This is a genomic window from Novosphingobium sp. PASSN1 (genome assembly GCF_002278815.1).
On sequence record NZ_NKIS01000021.1, the window covers coordinates 15,316 to 34,645 of the forward strand.

Below are 19,330 nucleotides of genomic sequence, written 5' to 3' on the forward strand. Positions count from 1 at the left end.
GCCGGTTGCACACGGGTGGGCAAAGCGCGCTTTTACCAGATCCGCACGCGGTCCTTCGGCGCGAGATAGAGCTTGTCACCCGGCTTCACGCCGAACGCGGCGTACCACGGGTCGAAATTGCGCACGACTGCGTTGACCCGCGCTTCGGCCAGCGAATGCGGATCGGTCTTGAGCAATTGCCGGGCAAAGGCCTCGCGGTACTTCCAGCGCCACGCCTGCGCATAGGAAAGGAAGAAGCGCTGGTCGCCGGTCAGCCCATCGATCACCGGCGCGGGCTTGTCGCCGAGCGAGAGCCGGTAGGCCTGATACGCCATCGAAAGCCCGCCCAGATCGCCGATGTTCTCGCCCAGTGTCAGCTTGCCGTTGTGGCAGGTCTTGCCGCCATCGAACGGGCACTGCTGGTCATACTGCGCGGCGAGTTTCGCGCCGAGCGCGTCGAACGTCTTGCGGTCAGCCTCGGTCCACCAGTCCTTGAGCGCGCCGGTCCCGTCGTAGCGCGATCCGGCATCGTCGAAACCGTGGCCGATCTCGTGCCCGATGGTCGCGCCCACCGCGCCATAGTTCACCGCATCATCGGCCTGCGGGTTGAAATAGGGCGGCTGGAGATAGGCGGCCGGAAACACGATCTCGTTGGCCGGCGGCATGTAGTAGGCGTTCACCGTCTGCGGGGTCATCAGCCACTTGGCCTTGTCGACCGGCTGCTTCAGCTCGTCCAGCATGTCCTGCCAATGCCAGCGCCCGGATTCGATCGCATTGGCGAGCGGCTGGCCGGGCTTGATATTCATGCCTTCGTAGGACTTGAACTTGTCCGGATAGCCGATCTTGACCGTGAACTGATCGAGCTTGGCCTGCGCCGCTTTGCGCGTCGCGGGGGTCATCCACGCCAGATCCTTGAGGTTCGCCGCCAGCGCCGCGCGCAAGTTCGCCACCAGCCCCATCATCGCGGTCTTGCTCGAAGGCGGGAAGTGCTGCTGGACATAGACCTCGCCGATGGCCTCGCCCATCTGCGCCTGCACGTTGGAAAGCGCGCGCTGCCAGCGCTGCCGGTCGCGTTCCTTGCCTTGCAGGGTCTTGCCATAGAAATCGAAGCGCGCGGCATCGATGGCGCTTGGCAGCACGGCGGCATAGTCCGACAGGAAGCGCGCCGCCGCCCAGGCCTGCAGCACGGCGATGTCTTCCTCGCCCAGCAGCCGGATCAGCGCGGGAAAGCCGCCGCCCAGCTTGGCAAGGTCGTCCTTGCGCAGCCCCAGCGCCGCGATCTTCTGCGCGCTCGGCGGGATTTCGGCGACGATCAGGCTGTCCACTTGCCCAAGGCCGGTGCCTTCGAGCAGCGGGGCGAGCGGAAAAGCGCCGCCAAACGCGAGCAGGTCTGCGCGCGCCACGCGATTGGTCGTCAGCAGCGGATCGCGCGAAACCGCCTTGTCCCAGTCTGCCACCGCGATCTTGTGTTCGAAGTCGTAGACGCGCGCCGCCATCGCCGGGGCATCGGCATAGCCGGCCTGGGCCAGCAGGAACGCAAGGTACTCGCGGTATTTCGCCTGAAGCGTGCGATTGCGCTCGTTGTCGACCAGATAATAGTCGCGGTCGGGCAGGCCCAGCCCGCCGATTCCGGTGAAGGCCGCATTGGCCGTGGGCTGCTGCGGATCGATGCTTACCTGAAACGCTACGGGCGAGGGGAAGCCCGGCTGGGCAAACAGCGCGGCAAGCTCGGCGCGGGTCTTGGCGGCGCGAATGCGATCGAGATAGGGCTGGGCAGGGGCCAACCCGGCGGCATCGATCGCCGCAGTATCGAGGAACGCGCGGTAGCTGTCGGCAATGCGTTGGCCGGTCGTTCCGGGGGCTTGCGGTGCGGCGACAAGGCCTTCGACAATGCCCTTCACGGCTTGCTCTGCCCCAAGGATCAGGCCCAGCGCGCTGCCGCTGAAGGAGTATTGCGGCGGGATCACTTCGCTGCGGTCCCACTTGCCGTTCACATAGGCAAAGAAGTCGTCGCCCGGCTTCACCGCCGGATCAAGGTCTGCGGGATTGAAGCCCCACCCGCCGAAGTTCGGCACGCGGTAGCCGTCGATCTGCCCCGGCGTCGCCGCTGCCACCATCGGCGCAGGATCGGCCTGTGCGGGGCAGGGGAGGGCGAGCGCAGACAGGGCGGCTGCGGCCCATGCGCCCCGGGCTTGCTTCAGCATGGCGGTGGTTGGTCCATTTGGTTGCAGATGAAAGCTTCGGCAACATTAACCATAAGGGTGCGCTTGTCCAGCCGCCAGCTTTGGGCAGTGGGCCCTCTCAGGCCTCGGCGCTATCGAACTGAAGGCGGGCAAGACGGGCATAGAGCCCGTCCTGCGCGGAAAGCGCGGCATGGGTGCCTTGCTCCACGATCCGGCCCTTTTCCATCACCACGATCCGGTCCGCCGCGCGCACGGTGGCGAGGCGGTGGGCGATGACCAAGGTGGTGCGCGCCTTCATCAGCCGGTCGAGCGCGTCCTGCACCAGCCGCTCGCTCTCGGCGTCGAGCGCGCTGGTCGCTTCATCGAGCAGCAGGATCGGCGCATCGCGCAGCAGCGCGCGGGCAATCGCGATGCGTTGGCGCTGCCCGCCCGAAAGCCGCGCGCCGTCTTCGCCGAGGAACGTGTCGAGCCCCTGCGGCAGTTCCTTGAGGAACGCGGCGGCATTGGCGGCTTCTGCCGCTTCCCAGATCTGCGCATCGCTCGCGCCCCAGTTGCCATAGCGCAAGTTGTCACGCGCGGAGGCGGCAAACAGCACGCCCTCCTGCGGCACCAGCGCCATGCGGGCGCGCACTTCGGCGGGATCGGCCTGCGGCAGCGGCACACCGTCGATCCGCACCATGCCGGCATGGGGATCGTAGAACCGCTCGGCCAGCAGAAACAGCGTGGACTTGCCCGCGCCCGAAGGCCCGACGATGGCCACCGTTTCGCCCGGCTCTACGCTGAGCGAGAAATCTTCGAGCGCCGCCACTTCCGGGCGGCTGGGATAGCGGAACGAGACATTCTGGAATGCGATCTGCCCGCGCGGCGGCTGCGGCAGGTGCAGCGGCCGCGCCGGGGCCGTGATCTCGGGCTGTTCGAGCAGCAGCTCATTCAGCCGCCCGGCCGCGCCTGCGCCGCGCAAGAGGTCGCCATAGACTTCGGTGAGCGCGCCCACCGCGCCCGCCACGATGCCGCCCGTGAGCACGAAGGCGGCAATCGTGCCGCCGCTGATCGAACCGTTCGCCACCGCCGTCGCGCCCTGCCACATCAGCGTGGCAATCCCGCCGAACACCAGCACGATGACAATCGCGGTCATGATCGAGCGGATCATGATGCGCCGCTTGGCCGCGCCGAACGTGCGCTCCACCGCCTCGCCAAAGCGGGCTGCCTCGCGGCTTTCCTGCCCGAACGCCTGCACGACCTTCATCGCGCCGAGCACTTCGCTGATCTGCACGCCGATATCGGCCACGCGGTCCTGGCTGGAGCGTGAAGCCGTGCGCAGGCGCGAGCCGAAGAACACGATGGGGCCGACCACGACCGGAATGCCCACCAGCAGCCCGGCGGTCAGCGCCGGGGCCAGCGTGAACAGATAAATGAGGCCGCCCAGCGCGGTGATCGAATTCCTGAGCGCGATCGAGGCGGTGGTCCCCACCACCTGCTCGATGATCGCGGTATCCGATGTCATGCGCGAGGAGATTTCCTTCGGACTGTTCGTCTCGAAGAAGCTCGGCGGCATGCGCAGCAGGTTGCCCTGCACCTTGAGCCGGATGTCCGCCACCACGCGCTCGCCCAGCCACGAGACGAAGTAGAACCGCACCGATGTGCCAAGGCCGAGGATAATGACGACCAGCAGCAGCCAGCGAAACGCGCCGTTGATCGTCTCGGCATTGGCACCGGGGCCGAACGCCTTGTCGATGATCGACTTGAAGCTGGCCGGGATCGCGATGGTCGCGCCCGAGGTAATGAGCAGCGCGGTGAGGGCAATGGCCACTTCGCCGGGATAGGACGCGCCTTCGCGCAGCAGCATCCGCAAGGGGCTGAGCGTGCGCGCGGGGCGGGGGGCGGCCTCGGCAGCCTCGATAATCTCGGACGGGGCGTTCATTGCGCGTGCCCTAGCCCATGCAGACGGGGCCTGAAAGAGGGCAGCAGGGCAATCTTGTCCCGATTGGGGTGTTGGCCTGTCCCGATTGGGCTAATGGTGCGTTGCAACAGGTGCAGATGTGCGGCACACTGGGAACAATCGGAGCGGTATACGGCTCCGCAACAATCAAAAGGTGTTCGCAGTGCTCTACAAGGCTTACGAGATCCAGCGCTCGATGCTCAATGCGGGCAGCGCCATGGCGTCGATGACGGCAGACATGCTCGGCCATCCGCAAAACCCGTTCGCGCCGTTTGGCGGAACGCAGATGTTGGCCTCCGCGCTGGAGGTCTTCGCCCACGCCGCCGCCCCGCGCGGCAAGCCCGCCTTCGGGCTGAAGGTCATCACCGTCGATGGCACGCCGCACGCGGTGAACGAGACGGTGGAGATCCAGCAGCCCTTCGGCAACTTGCGCAAGTTCACGCATGAAGGCCTGCCCGCCGATGCGCCGCGCCTCCTGATCGTCGCGCCGATGAGCGGGCACTATGCCACGCTGCTGCGCGGCACGGTGGAGCGGATGCTCGAACGCTGCGTGGTCTACATCACCGATTGGGCGGACGCGAAATACGTGCCGCTCGCCGAAGGCCGCTTCGATCTTGATGAGTATATCGACTATATCATCGGCTACCTCGAACACATCGGCCCCGGCGCGCACATGATGGCGGTGTGCCAGCCTTCGGTGCCCGCGCTCGCAGCCACGGGCGTGATGGCGGTGCGTGAAAACCCGTGCCGCCCGGTCACACTCACCATGATGGGCGGCCCGATCGACACGCGCGAAAGCCCCACGGCGGTGAACGATCACGCGATCACCAAGCCGTTCGTGTGGTTCAAGCACAACGTGATCACCACCGTGCCCGCCAACTATCCGGGCGCGGGGCGGCAGGTCTATCCGGGCTTCGTCCAGCTCGCCAGCTTCATGTCGATGAACCTGGGCAGCCACATGAACGCCCACTACGGCCTCTTCAAGCACCTCATCCAGGGTGACGGCGAGAGCGCGGATGCGGCCAAGGCGTTCTATGACGAATACCGCGCGGTCTGCGACATGACGGCCGAGTTCTATCTCCAGACCGTCGATGTCGTGTTCCAGACCCATGCGCTGCCCAAGGGCGAGCTGGTCCACCGCGGCATCCTCGTCGATCTGGCGGCGATCAAGGACACCGCGATCCTGTGCATCGAGGGCGAGCGCGACGACATTTCCGGTATCGGCCAGACCAAGGCCGCGCTGAAGGTGACACCGAACCTTCCGGAAAAGCTCAAGAAGTACCACCTCGCGCCCGAAGTGGGCCACTACGGCATCTTCAACGGCTCACGCTGGCGGAGCACCATCGCCCCGGTGGTCGAAGGCTGGATCAAGAGCAACAGCAAGGCCCGCAAGCTGAGCGTGGTGGCGTAAGCGCACCGCGCTATTCCCTGCTCCCCTCCCCGGTGGGGAGGGGTTGGGGGAGGGGCAGGATGCTTCACCGCAAACACATCACACGAAAAACTGCGAAATCCATTCCGTGATCAGCGCGGGCTTGTCCTCGCCTTCGATCTCGACTGTGGTTTCCATCACCTGCTGCCACTGGCCGGGGCGCTTTTCTTCCAGTTCCAGCAGCTTGAACACGCCGCGCACCCGCTTGCCGGAGCGGACGGGGGCGAGGAAGCGCGTCTTGTTGCCGCCGTAGTTGACGCCCATCTTCACGCCTTCTGGGCGCGGGCAATCGCTTTCCTGCGTCAGCAGAGGGATCAGCGAAAGCGTGAGGAACCCGTGCGCGATCGTCCCGCCGAACGGGGTCAGCTTGGCCTTCTCCGCGTCAATGTGGATGAACTGGAAATCGCCGGTCGCCTCGGCAAACTTGTTGATCCGCTCCTGCGTCACCTCGACCCATGCCGACGTGCCGACCACCTGCCCGACCAGTTCCTTGATTGCGCCCGGTGCCATTGTCTTCATGTGTGCCTCTCCCGCTGGATCTTGTTTGTGGACCGTTCATGGCGGCAAGTTGCGACGTGTTCAACGCTGTCGTTCAGGCGGCTCGTTCAGTGGTCTCAATCAACCGGGCAGGGGCCGCTGGCGGGTGAGGCGAGATGGCAACGCGTTGAGCGCGCGCTGGGCGGGTAGTTCGATCAGGGCGTGCGAGAGGCCTGAAACCACAGCGAGCAAGCCGATGAAGCCAGCCAACTGCCAGCCACCGAGCTGAAGATCGGGGCCAACGAACAGCAGCTTGAACACGATGAACAGGCCGAAATGGCACAAATACGTCGAATAGCTCACTTCTCCCAGCCAATGCACCGGGCCGGACGCGAGCCAGTGCGCAATGGGGCCTTGCGCCAGCGCCAGCGAAAGCAGCACCAGCAGGAGCGCCAGCGGAACCCAAATCGTTTCGGGAAGCGCGAACCACAGACCCGCGCCCAACGTGGCGGCAGTGGCTGCAGCGCAGAGCCGGCTGATCCGCGGCGCGGAGGACGTGTCGTTCCACTTCAGCCACAGCCGCGCGGCGAGCGTGCCTACGGTGAACTCGATCAGGCAGCGCAACAGCCCGAGCGAGGTGATCGCTTCGCCCAGGCTGGAATGGCCAGTGGCGGCATAGACCACATGGAGCCCGCCAAGCAGCAAACCGGTCGCACCTGCCAGCACCGCCGTGCTCCATTTGCGGCGGCCTGACAAGGCGAGCAGCGGGAACATCAGATAGGCCGCCATTTCGGTGCTGATGGACCAGGCCGGGTGGTTCCAGGCCAGCGTTTGCGTGAACCCCCAGTTCTGGACCAGCAGGACATGGAGCGGAAGTTCGCCCAGCGGATAGCCAGCATGATCGCGGCCAGTGAATGCGAGGGCTGCCGCCAGCAGCATGAACCCGCTGAGCACGGCGGCGTGGAGCGGCCAGATGCGTGCCACGCGGCGCCACCAGAACTGGCCTAGTGCGGCGGGCTCGCCCCCGGCCAGCCGCGTGCCGTAGGTAAGCCACAGCACGAAGCCGGACAGCATGAAGAACAGATCGACCGCAAGGTAGCCCTTGGCGAGCCCATCGATCACGGGCGCGGGGAGAAGCCCCGCAAGCGACAGGCGAATGTGATAAAGCACGACCAGCCACGCCGCGAGGCCGCGCAGCCCGGTCAGAGCTTCAAGCCGCAGAGACCGCGATGTCATCGGGCGGACGGGCCGCGCAGCACGCCCTCACCCACTGCCCCGCTCCCGGAACGCGCGTTAGCGCCCTGTGCAGCGCGAAGCTGCCATAGCGAGGGCGGTGCGCGGCGGCGCGCCACTTGCATGGCCAGCGCGATCTGCAGCCCGATCAGCATGAAGATGAACGGCTGGAAGGCAATGCCCACGAACAGTGCGCCGAACATGTAGACACAATGCCCCGATTGCAGTGCCAGCGCCAAGGACCTGTCCGACCGGCTGATCACATCGGTGTCGCGACGCAGACGGCGCTGGATCAGTTCCAGTTGAAACAGACCCGACAGGTGCAGAAGCAGCCACATGCCGAAACCAGGCCAACCTTGCTCGCCGAGCATTTCGAAATAGGCCGAGTGGTAGGCGCGGGCCTTTTCCTCGATCCGCTGGGTCTTGATCGCGGTGTTGTTGTCGCCTGCGGTGTCTGCTTCGATCCTGTCATAGCTGACGCGGTTCTGGCGGAACGCATCGAACCCGCCGCCAAAGGGATGAGTCTTCACGAAATCGAGCGTCCACATCCACACCGCCACGCGCGTGGAGGCCGATTGGTCGGACTTGTGGTTCTCGATCGTGTTCATCCGCGCGACATAGCTTTCGGGCAGCAACGGAATGGCCGCTGTGGCAAGCCCGGCCACGATCCCGATGTAGAGCAGCGGCCGCTTCACCGAACGCAATGACAGCGCCGCCAGGATGACGAGGCAGATCAGCCCGGTGCGGGTCTGGGTGCCGACCGGGATCAGGCAGCAGGCAAAGGCCAGCCCTAGCGCAAACAGGCCAACCAGTCGGCCCGGCGGAAAGATCGTGCCAAAGCGCGCAAGCCAGACAATCAATGGGATCGTCGCGACCGCCACGGTGGACAGCGTACTGCCTTCGTAAATGCCGGTGTTGTCGTTCACCAGCAGCTTGAGTTCGCCATAGCCGCCGCCGCCCGCCAGTGTCTTGATTCCGCCGCCGATAACGATGACCCCGACCGAAAGCACCATGATCAACACCAGAGCTTCGATCCGCAGGCGTGTGCGCACGGTCAGCGGCAGGAACAGCGCAAAGATCAGCGCCTTCCACACCCATCCCCACTTTTCGAGCGCTTCCTCCGGAAAATCGGCCGTGCGCGTGGTGAGCCCGCAGTAGACCAGCAGCATCAGCAGAAGGAACTGGCGCGGCGAGAAGCGGATGCCGTTCTTGTTCTCGGCCACGACCCATGCTGTCACCGCGCAGATGAACGCGATCAGGCTGACCGGGACATGCGCCAGAAACCCCCAGGTCACCTTCTGCGGCGCGACGATATCGATATAGGCGTAGGCCAGCACGAACAGGAACGGCCGCCTCACCCCGGCGGCCAGAAACGCGGTCACGAAGGCGGTGAGAAAGAGATTAAGCATCCGGGCTGCCTTCGCCCGGCGCGGTCTTGCCGCCGCGCCGCGCCAGCGCGCTCTTGATCCCCGGCAGGATCGGATCGTTGTCCAGATCGTCGCGGGCCAGCAGGCGCCAGACGGCAATCGCCATCAGCACATGCGGCACCACCACGGTGAAGATATCGATCATGCAGCCCGGCCCAGATTGAACATTCGGCTCACCATCGAACCGTCTCCATCGGCCCATAAGGCAAACTCGGTTGACGCGGCGTTAAGTCCTGCCGTGCCATGACGGTGATCATGACCCGGGTGCTCCATATCCTCGATCATTCGTTGCCGCTGCAAAGCGGCTACACCTTCCGTACGCGCGCCATCCTCAAGGCGCAGGAAGGGCTGGGCCATGAAGTGCGCGCCCTCACCGGCCAGCGGCACACCGCGCCAACGACCGGCGCGGACCCCGAAATCCACGATGGCCTGCTCTTCCACCGCACGCCCGGTACGCCGTCCGGCCCGCCGGGCCTCAGTGAATGGCAGGAAATCGGCGCGCTTGCCCGCGAGATCGAACACGTGGCGCGCGCATGGCGGCCCGATGTGCTGCATGCCCATTCCCCTGCGCTTGGTGGGCTGGCCGCGGTGCGCGCCGGGCGCCGTCTTGGCCTCCCCGTCGTCTATGAAATCCGCGCCTTCTGGGAAGACGCGGCTGTCGGCAACGGCACGGGCCGCGAAGGTTCGCTGCGTTACCGGCTGACCCGCGCGCTGGAAGACCGCGTGGTGCGCGGCGCCGATGGCGTCGTCACGATCTGCGAAGGGCTGCGCGGCGATCTGGTCGCGCGCGGAGTTCCCGCCGCCAAGATCACGATCATGCCCAACGGTGTCGATCTCGCGCTGTTCGGCCAGCCGTTGCCACGCGATGCCGGACTCGCGCAAAGCCTTCGCCTTGGCGATGGGCCGGTGATCGGCTTCCTTGGCAGCTTCTACCCCTATGAAGGCCTCGACGATCTGATCGCCGCGATGCCGCTGATCCTGGAGAGCCAACCTGATGCACGGCTGCTCCTTGTCGGCGGCGGCCCGGCGGACGCGGCACTGCGCGCACAGGCCGAAGCATCCAGCGCCGCCCACGCGATCCGCTTCATCGGTCGCGTCCCGCACCACGAAGTCGATCGCTATTATTCGCTGGTCGATGTCGTCTGCTATCCGCGCAAGGCTATGCGGCTCACCGATCTCGTCACCCCGCTCAAGCCGCTCGAAGCCATGGCGCAGGGCAAGCTGGTTGCGGCCAGCAGTGTCGGCGGCCACCGCGAACTGATCGAGGACGGGATGACGGGCACGCTCTTCCCGCCCGATGACCCGGCGGGGCTGGCCGCCGCGATGGCAGGGCTGCTGGACCAGCGCGCCCTGTGGGATGCGCGCCGCACGGTGGCCCGCGCCTTTGTCGAACGTGCGCACGATTGGTCACGTAACGCGGCACGTTATGATTCCGTTTACCAAACCCTGTTAACCCGAAAGCAAGCAATCTCCGGCGCTGCGGCCTGATTCAGGGCCTTGCGCCAAGGGGATGAGGTTTTCTTTGCAGTCCGGGGTCTGAGTAGCGCCATGGGTACTTTCCGTCAGAAGGTTCAGGCCACGACAAGCTGGGCCATGCCCGATCCCGAGGATCTGGTCGAGGCACCGAAGTCGTCCATCTTCCAGCGCCGCCGCAATACGAGCGATGCAGCCCCCGCACTGGCACAGCGCCGCCGCAAGGCCCCGCAGCCGCCCGTCACGGCGCACCGCCTGTTCCCGGCGTTCGCGGCGATCTGGTTTGCTGCGCTGTTCGGCCTTGGCGGCCTTGCCATCTCCGGCGAAGTGCTGGGCGCGCTGGTTGTGAAATTGGGCCTCCCCGCGCTGGTTCCCGCCGCGGCCCCGCCGCTCGGCTTCACCGCGCATGTGCTGGTAGCCTTTGCGCTGACCGTGGTAGGTGGTTTGCTCGGCCTCGTGCTGGGCCTGCGTCTGCGTCAGCGCAGCGAAGCTCCGGCGGTCGTCGTTGCCGCGCCCCCGCCCGTTGCCGAACCCGAAGTGAGTCCGGCAACGGCCCCGACCCCGGCCCCGGCTGTCGCCGATCCCTACAAAGTCCGCGCCCGCGATGCCCACCCCGATGCGCCGCCGCGCCGCCCGCTGGTGCTGACGGAAGCCTTCGCCGATACGCTGGCCGATACCGGCGCAGAAGACCTGGCCGAGCCAGAAGCCCCGCTGCTGCGCCGCAAGCCTTTTGCGGATCTGCCGAAAGCGGCTGCGTGGATGCCGGAATTCACGCCCGGCAGTACCGGCACAATCCAGCCGCTCGATCTTGCCGTGCTCGATCTGGCGGAGCAGTTCGACGACGCTGATGGCGATGTGCCGGAAGCGGATGCGGAGCCGCAGGAACTTGCCTCGGAATCCCAACCTGAAACCCACCCAGAAGCCGCGCCCGAAGCGGCAGTCCTCCCGCATCCTGCGGCTCCAACGCTGATTGCGGCCACCCCGCAGCTGCCCACCGGCTTCGCCGAAAAGCTCCCGGAGCTTCCGAATGGCAGCTGGTCTCCCGTCGCCGCCGCGCCGCTGGAAAATCTCGGCCTTGTCCAACTGATCGAGCGGCTGGCGCTCGCCATGGCTGCCCGCAGTGCCCCGACTGATACCGACGCGGATGCAGGTGTGCAGGAAACCGAAGCTCTGGCCGCACCGGAATACGTGCCCGGCCCGTTCTCCGGACCCCAGCCGTCCGCCAGCCCGGCTTCAGCGCCGCAGCAAGGTTCGGCGCGCGATATGCTCCTGCGCCGATTGGGCGCGATGGCTCCGGGCGATACGCCTGCTGACGCCAAGGCTGATCACAGCCTTGTCAGCGATGGCGCGCCGCCGTTCAGTCGGCCCGCTGCCAGGTTGCCAGCTGAAGCCCCGGCTGAAGCTGCGGCCACGCTGCGTTCGGACCAGATCGCCGACAGCGCCGCACCGCAGGTGGCGGCTTCCGCCGGGGCGTCCCTTGCGGCATCGGGGCCATTCGAAACCGACGAGGCGCTGCGCTCCGCACTCGCCACGCTTCAGCGCATGACCGCGCGCGCCTGACGCTACGGCAAGGCCGCTGGCTACCCCGCGCAATGGGGTGCCGGCGGCCTGCATGCGTATTTCCCGGCCGTTTGCCGCGCGACCCTTCGGGCAATTCGCGCCGCGCAGTTGCAAAATAACATTCCTGCAGTCATGGGGGGCTCTCGCGCAATTTTCGTTGTCCTCCGGGCGACGTGATTCGCGCGTCTGTGTCAACCAGGCCGGTTTTGGGCGGCCGTGTGCAGGGCAAAAATTGTGATGGGTTTTCCGCAGGTTCAGGGCCTTTACGATCCGCGTAACGAACATGACGCATGTGGCGTCGGCTTCGTTGCGCATATCAAAGGCGTCAAAAGCCACGGAATTATCGAGCAGGCGCTCGAAATCCTGCGCAATCTCGATCATCGCGGCGCGGTCGGTGCCGATCCGCTGCTGGGCGATGGCGCGGGCATCCTGATCCAGATCCCCGATGCGCTGCTGCGCCGCTGGGCTGCGGCAGAGGGCAAGGATCTGCCTGCGCCCGGCGATTATGCCGTGGCGATGTGCTTCCTCCCGCAGGACGAAGCCGCGCGCGATTTCGTCACCGCGTTCTTCGAAAAGTTCATTGCCAAGGAAGGCCAGCACCTTGTCGGCTGGCGCGATGTGCCCACCACGCTCGATGGCCTCGGCAAGACGGTGATCGAACAGATGCCGGTCGTGCGCCAGTGCGTGATCCGGCGCGGTGACAATTGCCCGGATCAGGATGCGTTCGAGCGCAAGCTGCTCGCCATCCGCAAGCAGACGCAGAACCCGCTCGCCGCCATGGCCGAAAAGCACGGGCTGCCGGGCGTGACCGAGCTTTACATGCCGAGCTTCTCGTCGCGCACCGTGGTCTACAAGGGCCTGCTGCTCGCCGATCAGGTCGGCTCGTTCTACGATGATCTGCGCGATCCCGAATGCGTCTCCGCGCTCGGCCTCGTTCACCAGCGCTTCTCGACCAACACCTTCCCCAGCTGGAAGCTGGCGCACCCCTACCGGTTCATCGCCCACAACGGCGAGATCAACACCGTGCGCGGCAACGTCAACTGGATGAACGCGCGCCGCCGCACCATGGAATCGGAGCTGCTCGGCCCCGACCTGGACAAGATGTGGCCGCTGATCCCCCACGGTCAGTCGGATACCGCCAGCCTCGACAACGCGCTCGAACTGCTGCTCGCGGGTGGATACAGCCTCGCCCATGCAGTGATGATGCTCATCCCCGAAGCCTGGGCCGGCAATCCGCTGATGGATGCCAAGCGCCGCGCGTTCTATGAATACCACGCCGCGCTGATGGAGCCGTGGGACGGCCCCGCCGCTGTCGCCTTCACCGATGGCCGCCAGATCGGCGCGACGCTCGATCGCAACGGCCTGCGCCCGGCGCGCTTCTCGATCACGCGCGATGATCTCGTCTGCATGGCGTCCGAAAGCGGCGTGCTGCCGTTCCGCGAGGAAGACATCGTGCGCAAGTGGCGGCTCCAGCCGGGCCGCATGCTGCTGATCGATCTCGAACAGGGCCGCATCATCGAGGATGAGGAAATCAAGGCCCAGCTCGCGGGCGAGGAGCCCTACGAGGAGTGGCTCGCTTCCGCGCAGTACAAGCTCAAGGAGCTTGCCGTGGTCGAGCCGGAGGAAGCCGCGCTCCCGGTCACGACCGAAGCACTGCTCGATCGCCAGCAGGCCTTTGGCTACACGCAGGAAGATATCGCCCGGTTCCTCGAACCGATGGCGATGACCGGCGATGATCCGCTCGGCTCGATGGGCACCGATACGCCCATCGCGGTGCTCTCGGATCGTTCGCGCCTGCTCTACGACTACTTCAAGCAGAACTTCGCGCAGGTGACCAACCCGCCGATCGATCCGATCCGCGAGGAGCTCGTGATGAGCCTCGTCTCGATGATCGGCCCGCGCCCCAACCTGCTCGGCCACGATGCGGGCACGCACAAGCGGCTCGAAGTCGATCAGCCGATCCTGACCAACGCCGATATCGCCAAGATCCGCTCGGTCGAAGCCGTGCTCGATGGCGCGTTCCGCACCGCCACGATCGATACCACGTGGGATGCCAGCACGGGCGCTGCGGGCCTCGAAATGGCGATCAAGGAAATGTGCTGGGCCGCCACCGAAGCGGTGCTCGCGGACAAGAACATCCTGATCCTGTCCGATCGCGCGCAGGACGAAAACCGCATCGCGATGCCGGCGCTGCTTGCCACCGCCGCTGTCCACCACCACCTCGTCCGCCAGGGCCTGCGCATGCAGACCGGCCTCGTCGTGGAAACCGGTGAAGCGCGCGAAGTGCACCACTTCTGCGCGCTTGCGGGCTATGGCGCAGAAGCGATCAACCCCTACCTTGCGTTCGAAACGCTGGAATCGATCCGCGTGTCGCGCGAAATGCCGCTCTCGACCTACGATGTGGAGAAGAACTACACCAAGGCGGTCGGCAAGGGCATCCTCAAGGTCATGTCCAAGATGGGCATCTCGACCTACCAGTCCTATTGCGGCGCGCAGATCTTCGATGCGGTTGGCCTGTCGTCGGCCTTCATCGAGAAGTACTTCACCGGCACCGCCACCACCATCGAAGGCGTCGGGCTGACCGAAATCGCGGAAGAAACCGTCCGTCGTCACGCGGTCGCCTATGGTGACAGCCCGGTCTACCGCAAGATGCTCGACGTCGGCGGCATGTACCAGCTGCGCCTGCGCGGCGAGGAACACGCGTGGACGGCGGAGAACGTCGCTGCGCTCCAGCACGCGGTGCGCGGCAACGTCCCCGAAAAGTACCGCGATTTCGCGCAGTCGATCAACGACCAGTCTGCGCGCATGCTGACCATTCGCGGCCTGCTCGATTTCAAGCCGGCGAACGATCCCGTGCCGCTCGATGAAGTCGAATCCGCCAGCGACATCGTCAAGCGTTTCGCCACCGGCGCGATGTCGTTCGGTTCGATCAGCCGCGAGGCGCACACCACGCTCGCTGTCGCGATGAACCGCATCGGCGGCAAGTCGAACACGGGTGAGGGCGGCGAGGAGCCGGATCGCTTCGTGCCGCTGCCCAATGGCGATTCGATGCGCTCGGCGATCAAGCAGGTCGCCTCGGGCCGCTTCGGCGTCACCACCGAATACCTCGTCAACGCCGACGACATCCAGATCAAGATGGCCCAGGGCGCGAAGCCCGGTGAAGGCGGCCAGCTGCCGGGTGACAAGGTCGACAAGGTCATCGGCAAGACCCGCCATTCAACGCCCGGTGTCGGCCTAATCTCGCCGCCGCCGCACCACGATATCTATTCGATCGAGGATCTGGCCCAGCTGATCCACGACCTCAAGAACGTGAACGGCAAGGCGCGCATTTCGGTCAAGCTCGTCTCCGAAGTCGGCGTCGGCACGGTCGCTGCGGGCGTCTCCAAGGCGCGCGCGGACCATGTCACGATCTCGGGCTACGAAGGCGGCACCGGCGCTTCGCCGCTGACCTCGCTGACCCACGCCGGTTCGCCCTGGGAAATCGGCCTTGCCGAAACCCAGCAGACCCTGCTGCTCAACAACCTGCGCAGCCGCATCGCGGTGCAGGCCGATGGCGGCCTGCGCACCGGGCGCGATGTTGCGGTGGCCGCGCTGCTCGGCGCGGACGAGTTCGGCTTTGCCACGGCTCCGCTCATCGCGGCGGGCTGCATCATGATGCGCAAGTGCCACCTCAACACCTGCCCCGTCGGCGTCGCCACGCAGGATCCCGTCCTGCGCGCGCGTTTCACCGGCCAGCCCGAGCATGTGATCAACTACTTCTTCTTCGTCGCCGAAGAACTGCGCGCGATCATGGCCGAACTCGGCTTCCGCACCATCGGCGAGATGGTCGGCCGCGTCGATTGCCTCGATACCCGCGCCGCGATCACGCACTGGAAGGCGCGCGGCATCGATCTTTCGCGCCTCCTCCACCGCGTCGAACCCGCGCCGGGCACCACGCTCGGCTGGAGCGGCACCCAGGATCACGGCCTTGACGCCGCGCTGGACAACACGCTGATCGCCGCTGCCCAGCCTGCGCTGGAACGCGGCGAGCCGGTACGCATCGAAAGCAAGGTGCGCAACGTCAACCGCACCGTCGGCGCGATGCTCTCGGGCGAAGTGGCCAAGCGCCACGGCCACCGCGGCCTGCCTTCGGGCACGATCCACGTCACGCTCACCGGCGTTGCGGGCCAGTCGTTCGGCGCGTTCCTCGCCCATGGCGTCACGCTCGATCTCACGGGCGATGCCAACGACTATGTCGGCAAGGGCCTCTCCGGCGGCCGCGTCATCGTCCGCCCGCCCGCCCACGTCGAGCGCGTGGCCGAGGACAACATCATCGTCGGCAACACCGTGCTCTACGGCGCGATTGCGGGTGAGGCCTATTTCAACGGTGTCGCGGGCGAACGCTTCGCGGTGCGCAATTCGGGCGCCGTCGCGGTGGTCGAAGGCACCGGCGATCATGGCTGCGAATACATGACCGGCGGCGTCGTCGTCGTGCTCGGCAAGACCGGGCGCAACTTCGCGGCGGGCATGTCGGGCGGCGTGGCCTACGTCTACGATCCTGATGGCCGCTTCCCCGCGCTGTGCAACGCCGCGATGGTGGACATCCTCCCCGTCTCGGCCGAGCGCGACGAGGACGACGGCACCGGAAGGCCGCAGCAGCGCGGTGTGGACGTGACCGACTTCGGCATGGGCGATATGCTGCGCCACGATGCCGAACGCCTGCGCGTGCTCGTCGAGCGCCACCACCTCCACACCGGCAGCAAGCACGCCCGTGCGCTGCTCGATAACTGGGCGGAGGCGCTGCCCCGCTTCGTCAAGGTCATGCCGCGCGATTACGCCCGCGCGCTTCGTCAGCTCGAAGCCGAGCGCGCCGAAGCCGCCAGCGTCGCTGCAGAATAAGTCAGGGTATCAAGAACATGGGCAAGGCAACCGGCTTCCTCGAAATCGATCGCAAGGATCGCACGTATGACGCGCCGCAGGAGCGTCTGAAGCACTACCGTGAGTTCGTCATTCCGCATGACGACACCACGCTGAAGGGCCAGGCGGCGCGCTGCATGAACTGCGGCATTCCGTATTGTCACAACGGCTGCCCGGTGAACAACCAGATCCCGGACTGGAACCACCTCGTTTACGAGAACGACTGGCGCACCGCGCTCGATAATCTCCACTCGACGAACAACTTCCCGGAATTCACCGGCCGCATCTGCCCCGCCCCGTGCGAGGCGGCGTGCACGCTCAACCTCGTTGACCAGCCCGTCACCATCAAGTCGATCGAATGCGCCATCGTCGACAAGGGGTGGAAGGAAGGCTGGGTCGAACCGCAGGTTCCCGCGCAGAAGACCGGCAAGTCGGTCGCTGTCGTCGGCTCCGGCCCCGCGGGCCTTGCCTGCGCGCAGCAGCTGGCGCGCGCCGGTCACTCGGTCACCGTCTTCGAAAAGTCGGACCGTGTCGGAGGCCTGCTTCGCTACGGCATCCCCGATTTCAAGCTCGAAAAGCACCTCATCAACCGCCGCCTCGTCCAGATGATGGCCGAAGGCGTGGAATTCCGCACCTCGGTCGAAGTCGGCGTCACCGTCTCGGTCGCCAGCCTGCTTGAAAACTTCGACAAGGTCGTCCTCGCGGGCGGCGCGGAAGATCCGCGCCCCATCGGCATCCCCGGCTTCGAACTCCCCGGCGTGCGCTTCGCCATGGAATTCCTCACCCAGCAGAACAAGCGCGTTGCAGGCGACGATGAAATCCGCGCCGCCCCGCGCGGCACGCTCACCGCCACCGGCAAGCATGTCGTCGTCATCGGCGGCGGCGATACCGGGTCGGACTGCGTTGGCACCTCCAACCGCCAGGGCGCGCTCTCGGTCACCCAGCTCGAAATCATGCCGCGTCCGCCCGAAAAGGAAGACAAGGCGCTGACCTGGCCCAACTGGCCGCTCAAGCTGCGCACCTCCTCCAGCCACGAAGAAGGCGTCGAACGCGAATTCGCCGTCCTCACCAAGCGCGTCCTTGGCGAAAACGACGTGACCGGCCTCGAATGCGTCCGCGTCGAATGGAACGGCAGCAAGATGGAGGAAGTGCCAGACAGCACCTTCGTCATCCCCGCAGACCTGATCTTCCTCGCCATGGGCTTCGTCGGCCCGCGCAAGCAAGGCATGCTCGAACAAGCCGGCGTCGAACTCGATGCACGCGGCAACGTGAAGGCCAACACGGCTGACTACCACACCAGCAACGACCGCGTCTTCGCCTGCGGCGACATGCGCCGCGGCCAAAGCCTCGTCGTCTGGGCCATCCGCGAAGGCCGCCAATGCGCCCGCGCCGTGGACGAAGCCCTGATGGGCGTGAGCGAACTCCCGCGCTAAGTTCCTCCCCGGATCGGGGAGCGGGGCCACTGAAAGTGGTGAAGGGGCACGCCCCACTCACCCCACCAGCTCCTCCCCATTTTTGCGAAGCACAAATGGGGAGGTGTCAGCGCGAAGCGCTGACGGAGGGGTAATTCCTCAGCAGAAGAATGCCTCCGGCGGGCAAGGGCCATCGCCCTTGCAACCCTTCGTCGTGCCTGTGCGTGCCCTCACGCTTTCGGCGTCTTCCCCACGCTTCGTCATCCCCGCTACCCTACGTCATTTCCCCCACACTTCGCTGGAATGACGAGGTTTTCTGGGGAGGGATCAGGGGGCTCTTGCACCTGTGGCCGATACTCCAACCAGAAGGTCGAGGAGCTGTCCGCGCCAGCGATCAGCTGGCTTGTTTGCCTTGTATGCAGGTATTTCGGGGTACTTAAGTACCCGGAAGTGATTTTTTTCAGAATAAATTCCTGCCCCGCTCGTTGATGATCCTGACGACAGGAAATCTGGGCAGACCTATGCGCCGCGCACGTGTTTGAAATCGAGAAATGCAGGCCGTTTGGCACCCGTTCGGCTGTCACGCGCTCGGCGTCTGAGCATGGGCGCCATTGGCTGCAATGGCTTGGTGCGGGGCCGATGCCTGGTGGCATGACATCGCGCTGATCCTCCGGGGGTTCGTGAAGGTCGGCAGGTTTCCGAAGGATGCAGATGATTTTGTGGGGGGTGCAATGTCGATCGCGGAAAAATGGGATGAGGTTTTGATTCATTCCAACAAAATCAATGCCTTGAATGAATCATTCTCGCAGATTCTCGTGCAGCTGTCTGAAATCATCCGCGATGCCGAGGAGGCATTTGGCGAAGATTCCGAAGAAATGGGCATGATCCATGATAGCGTTCTCGATCTGCGCCATTCAAAATTCGATGATCTCCTGCACTTTGCGGAAATGATCACTGAAAAGCGTGACTTCAAGGATCTGCAATTATTTCATTGATTGGAGTTAGTTAGCTCCCTCTCGTGTGGCTCTGCCAAGCCCCCTTCCGCCCAGATAAAGCTGGCCTTGAAGTGTGGGCAGTGGTGGTCGCATAGCTTGCATGCCCACCGAAGGCTGTGTCCTTCGCGCATTGCTTGAGCCGCTATTCCCCCCCGTGCGGCGAAGGCCTATTTCCCTGTTTCAGACTGAGGATCGTTGGAGGCTCAGGCCTTTGTGATGACCCCGAACAGGTCATGCGCGTCGGCGTCTTCCACCAGCACTTCGGCGAAGTCTCCGGCCTTCAGGCCCTCGGGCACGTTGCGCAAGTAGACGGCACCGTCGATTTCG

Annotated in this window: 13 protein-coding genes; 6 read left to right on the forward strand and 7 right to left on the reverse strand. The window is 65.5% G+C overall.

Going from position 1 to position 19,330, the window contains the following annotated elements; all coding sequences use genetic code 11:
- Positions 1 to 32: 32 nt before the first annotated feature.
- On the reverse strand, positions 33 to 2,183 hold the full coding sequence (locus CFE35_RS21510) for a M13 family metallopeptidase (protein WP_292933828.1): 2,151 nt from the start codon (positions 2,181 to 2,183) through the stop codon (positions 33 to 35).
- 97 nt (positions 2,184 to 2,280) lie between these two features.
- Positions 2,281 to 4,083, reverse strand: coding sequence for an ABC transporter transmembrane domain-containing protein (locus tag CFE35_RS21515; protein WP_292933829.1), 1,803 nt, complete (start codon positions 4,081 to 4,083; stop codon positions 2,281 to 2,283).
- A 181-nt stretch (positions 4,084 to 4,264) separates the two neighbouring features.
- Here CFE35_RS21515 and phaZ point away from each other — a divergent pair, with 181 nt between their 5' ends.
- The gene (phaZ, locus tag CFE35_RS21520; RefSeq protein WP_292933831.1) at positions 4,265 to 5,512 is read left to right on the forward strand and encodes a polyhydroxyalkanoate depolymerase; all 1,248 of its coding nucleotides are present in this window, start codon (positions 4,265 to 4,267) and stop codon (positions 5,510 to 5,512) included.
- A gap of 78 nt (positions 5,513 to 5,590) precedes the next feature.
- On the opposite strand, the gene CFE35_RS21525 is transcribed toward phaZ, so the two are convergent.
- The 4 genes from CFE35_RS21525 to CFE35_RS21540 form a co-directional block, all read right to left on the reverse strand.
- Positions 5,591 to 6,049 (reverse strand): MaoC family dehydratase, encoded by a 459-nt coding sequence (locus CFE35_RS21525; RefSeq protein WP_292933833.1) that lies wholly within the window; start codon positions 6,047 to 6,049, stop codon positions 5,591 to 5,593.
- Positions 6,050 to 6,148: 99 nt separating this feature from the next.
- Entirely contained in the window at positions 6,149 to 7,243 is a 1,095-nt protein-coding gene (locus CFE35_RS21530) for an acyltransferase (RefSeq protein ID WP_292933834.1), read from the reverse strand.
- Positions 7,240 to 8,649, reverse strand: coding sequence for a putative O-glycosylation ligase, exosortase A system-associated (locus CFE35_RS21535; protein WP_292933835.1), 1,410 nt, complete (start codon positions 8,647 to 8,649; stop codon positions 7,240 to 7,242). The genes CFE35_RS21530 and CFE35_RS21535 overlap by 4 nt, the downstream gene beginning before the upstream one ends.
- Entirely contained in the window at positions 8,642 to 8,812 is a 171-nt protein-coding gene (locus CFE35_RS21540) for a hypothetical protein (protein ID WP_292933837.1), read from the reverse strand. Before CFE35_RS21540 ends, CFE35_RS21535 begins: the two co-directional genes overlap by 8 nt.
- 110 nt (positions 8,813 to 8,922) lie before the next feature.
- Here CFE35_RS21540 and CFE35_RS21545 point away from each other — a divergent pair, with 110 nt between their 5' ends.
- From CFE35_RS21545 to CFE35_RS21565, 5 genes are all read left to right on the forward strand, one after another.
- Positions 8,923 to 10,155: a TIGR04063 family PEP-CTERM/XrtA system glycosyltransferase gene (locus tag CFE35_RS21545; protein WP_292933847.1), complete on the forward strand. Its 1,233-nt coding sequence runs from the start codon at positions 8,923 to 8,925 to the stop codon at positions 10,153 to 10,155.
- A gap of 60 nt (positions 10,156 to 10,215) precedes the next feature.
- Positions 10,216 to 11,700, forward strand: a complete 1,485-nt coding sequence (locus CFE35_RS21550; protein ID WP_292933839.1) for a hypothetical protein — start codon at positions 10,216 to 10,218, stop codon at positions 11,698 to 11,700.
- Positions 11,701 to 11,937: 237 nt separating this feature from the next.
- Positions 11,938 to 16,578, forward strand: a complete 4,641-nt coding sequence (gene gltB / locus CFE35_RS21555) for a glutamate synthase large subunit (RefSeq protein ID WP_292933840.1) — start codon at positions 11,938 to 11,940, stop codon at positions 16,576 to 16,578.
- Positions 16,579 to 16,595: 17 nt separating this feature from the next.
- Complete coding sequence (locus CFE35_RS21560; protein WP_292933842.1) at positions 16,596 to 18,029, forward strand: glutamate synthase subunit beta; 1,434 nt, start codon at positions 16,596 to 16,598, stop codon at positions 18,027 to 18,029.
- Positions 18,030 to 18,619: 590 nt separating this feature from the next.
- Complete coding sequence (locus tag CFE35_RS21565) at positions 18,620 to 19,003, forward strand: hypothetical protein (RefSeq protein WP_292933844.1); 384 nt, start codon at positions 18,620 to 18,622, stop codon at positions 19,001 to 19,003.
- Positions 19,004 to 19,206: 203 nt separating this feature from the next.
- Here the strand turns inward: CFE35_RS21565 and CFE35_RS21570 are convergent.
- Positions 19,207 to 19,330: hypothetical protein (locus CFE35_RS21570; protein WP_292933848.1), on the reverse strand; the 124-nt coding region annotated here is incomplete at its 5' end.

Bases quoted from the DNA above. Each gene is read 5' to 3' on its own strand.
- CFE35_RS21535 (WP_292933835.1), bottom strand. From the start codon at position 8,649: ATGCTTAATCTCTTTCTCACCGCCTTCGTGACCGCGTTTCTGGCCGCC.
- CFE35_RS21545 (WP_292933847.1), top strand. From the start codon at position 8,923: ATGACCCGGGTGCTCCATATCCTCGATCATTCGTTGCCGCTGCAAAGC.
- CFE35_RS21530 (WP_292933834.1), bottom strand. From the start codon at position 7,243: ATGACATCGCGGTCTCTGCGGCTTGAAGCTCTGACCGGGCTGCGCGGC.
- CFE35_RS21540 (WP_292933837.1), bottom strand. From the start codon at position 8,812: ATGATCGATATCTTCACCGTGGTGGTGCCGCATGTGCTGATGGCGATT.
- CFE35_RS21515 (WP_292933829.1), bottom strand. From the start codon at position 4,083: ATGAACGCCCCGTCCGAGATTATCGAGGCTGCCGAGGCCGCCCCCCGC.
- CFE35_RS21560 (WP_292933842.1), top strand. From the start codon at position 16,596: ATGGGCAAGGCAACCGGCTTCCTCGAAATCGATCGCAAGGATCGCACG.
- CFE35_RS21550 (WP_292933839.1), top strand. From the start codon at position 10,216: ATGGGTACTTTCCGTCAGAAGGTTCAGGCCACGACAAGCTGGGCCATG.
- CFE35_RS21525 (WP_292933833.1), bottom strand. From the start codon at position 6,049: ATGAAGACAATGGCACCGGGCGCAATCAAGGAACTGGTCGGGCAGGTG.
- CFE35_RS21510 (WP_292933828.1), bottom strand. From the start codon at position 2,183: ATGCTGAAGCAAGCCCGGGGCGCATGGGCCGCAGCCGCCCTGTCTGCG.
- gltB (WP_292933840.1), top strand. From the start codon at position 11,938: ATGGGTTTTCCGCAGGTTCAGGGCCTTTACGATCCGCGTAACGAACAT.